General features: G+C 62.0%; 7 protein-coding genes. 2 read left to right on the plus strand and 5 right to left on the minus strand.

The features are described from left to right. The first annotated feature begins 217 nt into the window (after positions 1–217). Both Q0216_RS03130 and Q0216_RS03135 read left to right on the plus strand, forming a co-directional pair. On the plus strand, positions 218–316 hold the full coding sequence (locus Q0216_RS03130) for a 30S ribosomal protein bS22 (RefSeq protein WP_005504750.1): 99 nt from the start codon (positions 218–220) through the stop codon (positions 314–316). A 157-nt stretch (positions 317–473) separates the two neighbouring features. After that, entirely contained in the window at positions 474–1,163 is a 690-nt protein-coding gene (locus Q0216_RS03135; RefSeq protein ID WP_049347114.1) for a histidine phosphatase family protein, read from the plus strand. 176 nt (positions 1,164–1,339) lie between these two features. Here the strand turns inward: Q0216_RS03135 and Q0216_RS03140 are convergent, their stop codons facing one another. From Q0216_RS03140 to putP, 5 genes are all read right to left on the minus strand, one after another. Beyond that, positions 1,340–1,783 carry a PLD nuclease N-terminal domain-containing protein gene (locus Q0216_RS03140; RefSeq protein WP_298592858.1) on the minus strand — a complete coding sequence of 148 codons (444 nt, stop codon included), beginning with the start codon at positions 1,781–1,783 and terminating at the stop codon, positions 1,340–1,342. 115 nt (positions 1,784–1,898) lie between these two features. Next, complete coding sequence (locus tag Q0216_RS03145; protein ID WP_298592859.1) at positions 1,899–2,813, minus strand: 1,4-dihydroxy-2-naphthoate polyprenyltransferase; 915 nt, start codon at positions 2,811–2,813, stop codon at positions 1,899–1,901. 125 nt (positions 2,814–2,938) lie between these two features. Continuing rightward, complete coding sequence (locus Q0216_RS03150; RefSeq protein WP_298592860.1) at positions 2,939–4,297, minus strand: AMP-binding protein; 1,359 nt, start codon at positions 4,295–4,297, stop codon at positions 2,939–2,941. 212 nt (positions 4,298–4,509) lie between these two features. Next, positions 4,510–5,463: a 1,4-dihydroxy-2-naphthoyl-CoA synthase gene (locus Q0216_RS03155; protein ID WP_049331736.1), complete on the minus strand. Its 954-nt coding sequence runs from the start codon at positions 5,461–5,463 to the stop codon at positions 4,510–4,512. A gap of 127 nt (positions 5,464–5,590) precedes the next feature. Next, the gene (gene putP / locus Q0216_RS03160) at positions 5,591–7,078 is read right to left on the minus strand and encodes a sodium/proline symporter PutP (RefSeq protein ID WP_070629964.1); all 1,488 of its coding nucleotides are present in this window, start codon (positions 7,076–7,078) and stop codon (positions 5,591–5,593) included. Between the last annotated feature and the right edge of the window lie 96 nt (positions 7,079–7,174).

Genomic DNA, 7,174 nt, shown 5'->3' on the forward strand with positions numbered 1-7,174 from the left:
GCGGGAAAAGCGGAAATTCAGGGAAAAACTCCTGAAAAGCCGCTCTCGAATGGTGAAAATGGGGGTAAACCTAGTACTCTAGGTAGGTAGCGCTCTAAAACGCAAGGGTATTTCTGTGCCTAAAATGCGTTTTGGATCGGTTATACCGGTATAAATATCCCCGGGTAGCTACCGAGTCGAATGGCTCGGCCGGGTACGAGTAAAGTGAGGAAATCCTATGGGTTCCGTTATCAAGAAGCGCCGCAAGCGTATGTCCAAGAAGAAGCACCGCAAGCTGCTTCGTAAGACCCGCCACCAGCGCCGCAACAAGAAGTAAATAGACTTCTTTCGCCCCGCCCTCCGTATGGAGAGGCGGGGTTTTTGCGTTCCTGCAGTTTTGCGGGCGGGGTTTTGGACGCGGGGTTTTGTATTTGTAGAGCGCATGTGTGGGTCACCTGTTTGGGGTGCGGCGCGCTATCTGAGAGACTGGGATTATGACTGAAACTTCCACCATTAAAGTTCACCTCATGCGTCACGGCGAGGTGCACAACCCCGAGCGTATCGTGTACGGCCGTTTGCCCGGCTACCGTCTGTCCGATAAGGGCCAGCAGATGGTGCGTCTGAGCGCTGAGGAGTTCGCGGCTCGTGCTGAGCGCGGCGCCCGTTTCGTGCATCTGGTCTGCTCGCCGTTGCAGCGTACCCGTGAGTCTGCCGCCCCGGTTGAGGAGCTGCTGGGTCTGACCGCGCAGCCGGATGAGCGCGTCATTGAGGCGGATAACTACTTTGAGGGTCTGCACGTGAACGCGCAGGAGCTGCTGAAGAACCCGCGTCACTGGACGAAGCTGTACAACCCGGCGCGTCCCTCCTGGGGTGAGTCGTACCTGGATCAGATTCGCCGTATGGCTGCGGCTGTTCAGGATGCGGCGCGTACCGCCTACGAGCGTGGCGGCGAGGGTGCGGAGGCGATTATTGTGTCGCACCAGCTGCCGATTTGGATTACTCGCCTGGGTGTTGAGGGCCGCATGCTGCAGCATGATCCGCGTGCCCGTGAGTGCAACCTGGCATCGATTACGACCCTGGCGTTTAGCACCACTGATTTTGAGCATGAGATGCCGCATTTTGTGGGCTATTCGGAGCCTGCAGCGCCGCTGTACGGTGGCGTGATTCAGCTGCCTGGCAGCTAACAAACCCGGTAGCTAGTCTGGCATCTAAATAAACCCGGCAGCTAATCCCTGAAGCTGTTTCGAGCATAGAGAAGAGGCTGTGAGCCCATCCGTTGCGGATGCGCTCACAGCCTCTTGCTGTAAACCTTGAGGGGCGCACGAGCTCTAAGCCCGAGCTCCAAACCTAGCTGTCCTGACTAGTTCTGCCCGTTACCCTGATTCGGTGTGCCGTCCTCGGGGTCCTTACGCTCGGAATCTTTATGATCAGAGTCCTTACGCTCAGAATCCTGCGTAGTGTTCGATTCTGCCTCGCGGCTGCGGCGTTCGCGTTCTGCTTTTGCTTTGAGCCAGCGCAGGTACTCTTCATCGTCGTCAGGGGAAGAGACCGAGGGCGCCGGGGTGGAACGTCGCTGACCGAATCCGGGGCGAGGAGCGCCTGCTGCGGGCTGCGCCTTGGGACGGCCCAGGATAAGCCACATGAGCGGGCCCACCACGGGGAAGAACAGGGTGACGAGAACCCACAGCCACTTGGGCAGGGTTCGCGCCTCGTGTGCGGGGGTGCGGACGGCGTCCAAGAGCGTGTAGAGGGTCAGCCCCACGATGAGGGCGGCGCCGCCAATAATCAGCATGGCTCGAATCATAAGCACTACTATGACATACCGCCGCGTTATCGCAGAACTATGAACAGGGTGCCCGCTAGCGGCTTAACGGCGCGGCACTCCGGCGCGGCAATCGGGCGCAGATTCGTGCGTCGGCTTAGTAGCCGGTGAACACCTGAACCTCGTGGCTAATAATATCCAGCGAACCCAGCCACACGGCGAGGGCAAGAATTACGGAGTACACGAGCGCCACAATACCCGCCTGCTTGAGCACGGGAATCAGCTCGCGACCGCCGCGCGTCCACACGGTCACGCAGGAGTGGATGGTCGGGCCGACCAGCACGAAGATCAGCAGGAACCAGGGGTTCTCATCGAGCAGGAGCACGCCCAGGCCCAGCGCCAGCGCCATCTCCACGATGTAGGTGATGCGCGACCAGCGTTCGCCCAGGCGGACCGCCATGGTCAGTTTGCCCGCCTCAATGTCGGTGGGAATGTCGCGCACGTTATTTGCCATGAGCAGTGCACAGGAAATCAGACCAATGCCGATAGCACCAACCCAGCCGAGCAGGGTCAGGGTGTGTGCCTGCGTGTAGAGGGTGCCCAGGGTCGCGACCAGACCAAAGTAGACGAAGACGAACACGTCACCCAGACCCATGTAGCCGTAGGGGTGCTTGCCGCCGGTGTAGCCCCACGCCGCGAAGACGCTGGAGGCGCCAATCGCCAGGAACCACCACTGGTTCGCCAGAGCCACCAGAACAAGACCCGCAAGCATCGCTAGACCAAAGCAGGTGAAGGCGGCGTACTTGACGGAGCGGGGGCTTGCCGCACCGGAACCGACGAGGCGCAGCGGACCCACGCGGTCTTCGTCGGTACCTTTGATGCCGTCGGAGTAGTCGTTGGCGTAGTTCACGCCGACCTGCAGGAAGAACGCGACGAGGAACGCTAAGAACGCGTAGAGCGGCTTGAATTCGTTGATCTCGTAGGCGGCAGCTGAGCCTGCAATAATGGGGGCGACGGCGAGCGGCAGGGTGCGCAGGCGAGCGCCTTCAATCCATTGGGCGGCAGTTGCCACGGGGGTTCCTTCCGGGTCTAAGTGCGTATGATGCGTGGGTGTTGTGCGTGACGGGTTGTGACGGTGATGGGCAGGGCATGCGGGCGGCTGCGTGTGCGGGGTGAAAACCCGCGGATGAGCCCGCTTTAGCCCTGACGATAGTCTCTGTCCAGGATACTGTATATTTCTGCGCGGTCCGGCTTGCCGGTGCTGGTGAGCGGGAAATCCGGCAGGATGCTCAGCTGCTTGGGTGCGGCGGGTGCGCCGAGCTTTTCGGCGCAGCGGGCACGCAGCAGGGCGCAGAGTTCTTCGTTCAGGGCGGGACGATTCTCGGTAGGTGCAGCCGCGGCATCGGCAGAAGGTACCAGCGTGACCGCGGCGGCAATGGCGGTACCCCAGCGGGCATCGGGCAGACCGACTACGCAGGCTTCGCGTACGGCGGGGTGCTCTTCGAGGACGGTCGCCACGGCGCGGGCGGAGATTTTTACGCCTCCGCTGATGAGCACGTCGTCGCTACGGCCGAGCACCTGAAGCCGCGGCTCAACACTACCGAAGCTACTGGTTGCAGAGCTATTGGTAGAGTCCAGGAGGCCATAGTCGTCGGTGCGGTACCAGCGGGTGCCGTCCGCGGCGGTGAAGAAGTGCTCGGCGGTGCGGGCGGCATCGCCAATGTAGCCGCTGGCCAGGTGCGCGCCGCTGATCCAAATACGGCCCACCTGCGCCGGCTTCCCACCGGTATCAGGCACGGCGGGCATACCTTCTTCGGGTACGAGCTCCACCCGCACGCCGGGCAGAACGGAGCCGGAGTAGACGCATCCGCCGGCAGTTTCGGCACTACCGTAGGTAGTCACCGTGTTCAGCCCCAGCTCGGTGGAGGCGGCGAGCAGGTCGGCGCTGGCGGGGGCGCCTCCAAGCAGGATCCCGGTGAAGGAGCCGAGCGCCTCGTGAATCTCAGCACCCAGGGTCGGGGTGGCGTCCGCGCTTTCAAGGAGCTTATGTAGCTGGGTGGGTACCAGGGAGATAAACCGGCGTGCCGAGCTCATCTGCTCAACGGCCTGCAGGAAAACTTCGGGGCTAAAGTGCACCGGCTCGGTTACGGAGCGGGCAATGACCGGGACGGTACCGGCGAGTACGGAGCGGGCGAGCACCTGCGCGCCGGCAATATAGTGCGCGGGAAGGGCCAGGAGCCACTGCGAGGCGGCATCGGAGTTTGAGCTGAAGAAGTTCTCGGTGGCTGCCGCGCTGGCGGCAAGAGCCTGCGCCGTCAGCGCGGTGCGTTTGGGGGTTCCGGTGGATCCGGAGGTTCCCACCACCAGGGCAATAGAGCTATCCGACCCTGCGTGTTCCGCACCCGCCGTGAGCTCACCCAGCAGCTGCTCAAAAGCACCCAACATGGCGTGAGGATCGGCAGGCTGATCGGCGCGCACCTGTACCGCCTGCGGGTGCAGGGCAGCCTCCTGCGGAGCGGGGGAGGGCACGAGCCCGGGTACGGGGGTGTTGATCATGGCTAAATCCTTAGCGGCTGTTGGTAGCGGCTGCGTGCTGGCATGCGCCGAGTGTCATATACCGGGGTGTGTCATATACCGGGGAGAGAGATAGAGAGACGGCATCAAATGCGCCGGAGCCGGATTCTTAGCTGAGGGTATCAGGGGGAATCCGGCTCCGAGCCTATACATCTGAAACTACTGCGGTAGATGTACTTTCTTAGAAGTACTGCTTAGAAGTAGTAGGGGTAGTTGGACCAGTCCGGGTCACGCTTCTGCAAGAACGCGTCACGACCCTCCACAGCCTCGTCGGTCATGTACGCCATGCGGGTTGCCTCACCGGCGAAGACCTGCTGGCCGAGCATGCCGTCGTCGGGCAGGTTGAAGGCGTACTTGAGCATGCGGATTGCCTGCGGGGACTGGCGGGCAATGTGCGCCGCGTATTCCAGGCCCTTGTTCTCGAGCTCGGCGTGGGGGACTACGTCGTTGACTGCGCCCATTTCGTACATGCGCTGTGCGTCGTATTCCTTGGCGAGGAAGAAGATTTCGCGGGCGAACTTCTGACCCACCTGGCGTGCGAGCAGCGCCGAACCGTAGCCTGCGTCGAAGGAGCCGACGGTTGCGTCGGTCTGCTTGAACTTGCCGTACTCTTCGGAGGCGATGGTCAGGTCGGCAACCACGTGCAGGGAGTGGCCGCCGCCTGCAGCCCAACCGGAGACGAGGGCGATAACGACCTTGGGCATGGTGCGGATGAGGCGCTGCACTTCCAGGATGTGCAGTCGGCCTGCGCGTGCCGGGTCGATGCTTTCTGCGGTCTCACCGCTGGCGTAGTGGTAGCCGTCGCGGCCGCGGATGCGCTGGTCGCCGCCGGAGCAGAAGGCCCAGCCGCCGTCCTTGGCGGAGGGGCCGTTGCCGGTGAGCAGTACGGTGCCCACGTTGGAGGTCATGCGGGCGTGGTCGAGGGCGCGGTAGAGTTCGTCCACGGTGTGCGGGCGGAATGCGTTGCGGACCTCGGGGCGGTCGAATGCGATGCGCACGGTGGGCAGATCGCGCAGGATTTCGCCGTTTTCGTCGCGCTCAACCTGGCGGTGGTAGGTGATGTCGGTGAAGTCTTCGAAGCCTTCGACGACGCGCCAGTCGGCGGGGTTGAAGATGTCCGAGACCTTTTCGGGAAGTTGTGCAGTCATAGACCCTATTCTACGTTGCCTGAGATTCTACGTTGCCCGGGCATATAAGAAGGCCCGGACCGCGTGTGTGCGGCCCGGGCCGTAGAGGTTGGGTAAGGAACCTTACCCGGTCTCGATTATTTGTGGGCTACTTGACCTTTGCGAGCTCTACCGCGCGGTCGAACTCTTCGTCAATGACCGGGTTCTTCTTGTAGGTGACCAAGGAGACGATGATTGCGACCAGCATTGCCGAAGCGAAGCCGGGAACCATTTCGTAGAGCACGGACTTCATCGGGCTCTGGCCCCATGCGAATGCCACAACGGCACCGGTAATCATGGAGGCGAGTGCACCCTGGGTGGTCAGCTTACGCCAGTAGAGGGAGAGCAGAACGGTCGGGCCGAATGCCGAACCGAAGCCAGCCCAAGCGAATGCGACCAGCTGCAGGATGGAGCTGTTAGGGTTCCACGCCAGGGCACCAGCGACCAGCGCCACGATTGCCACGCCTGCACGACCGAGCCACAGGGACTTGGACGCGCTGAGCTTCTTCGAGGAGAAGATGCCGTAGAGGTCCTCCACCAGAGCGGAGGAGCACACGATCAGCTGCGAGGAGAGGGTGGACATAATTGCCGCCAGAACCGCCGCCAGAATCAGGCCCGCGATGAGGGGGTGGAACAGAATCTGGGCGAGGTCCAGGAAGACCGACTCAGCGGTTTCGGGGTTGGTGAGGGACGCCTCGGGGTGGCGTGCAAAGTAGGCGATACCCATGAACGCGCCGCTCAGTGCGCCGAACACGGTCAGAACCATCCAGCTGATGCCGATGCGGCGGCCGGACTTAGCGTCCGCGGGGGTGCGCATTGCCATGAATCGCACGATAATGTGCGGCTGACCGAAGTAGCCCAGACCCCACGCGAGGGACGAAACAATACCGGCGAAGGTGGTGCCTGCGAAGATGCTCAGCGCATCGGGGCGTACCTGGCTGATGGACTCAACCACGGGGCCCACGCCGCCGAGGTCAATAATGGTGACAACCGGAACGGCAATGAGCGCTGCGAGCATGAGCAGACCCTGAACCATGTCGGTGTAGGATGCGCCCATGAAGCCGCCGAAGAAGGTGTAGAACACGGTGATGCCTGCCAGCAGGAGCATACCGGTGTGGTATTCCTGACCGAAGGAGGACTTGAAGAACAGACCGCCGGACACCATACCGGAGGAGACGTAGAAGGTGAAGAACACCAGAATCACGACACCGGAGACGATGCGCAGCACGCGCTTGGTGTCATGGAGGCGGTTGCTCAGGAAGACGGGGACGGTCACGGCGTCGCCAGCTACTTCGGTGTAGCTACGCAGTCGCGGTGCCACGAACTTCCAGTTGCACCATGCGCCGATGGTCAGGCCGACGGCGAGCCAAGCCTGGGAGAGGCCGCTGAGGTAGACGGCGCCGGGCAGACCCATGAGGAGCCAACCGGACATATCGGAGGCGCCCGCTGAGAGTGCGGCGACGGTGGGGGAGAGCTGTCGCCCGCCCAGCACATAGTCGTCGAGGCTGTTGTTCTTGCTATTTGCCCATAGGCCGATTGCGATCATGGCAACAAAATAAATCGCCAGCGCGATGACCTGGTATGTACTCGCGGCCATAATGTTCCTTCTCTCCTGGTGATAGTGTGCGCCTGTGTGTATTTATGCGCTACCCCATAACTTTATGAGTGGCATAGGATACAGTCTAGGCTTTGA

This window comes from uncultured Rothia sp., from assembly GCF_937976295.1.
In the GTDB taxonomy this organism is placed as follows: Bacteria; Actinomycetota; Actinomycetes; order Actinomycetales; family Micrococcaceae; genus Rothia.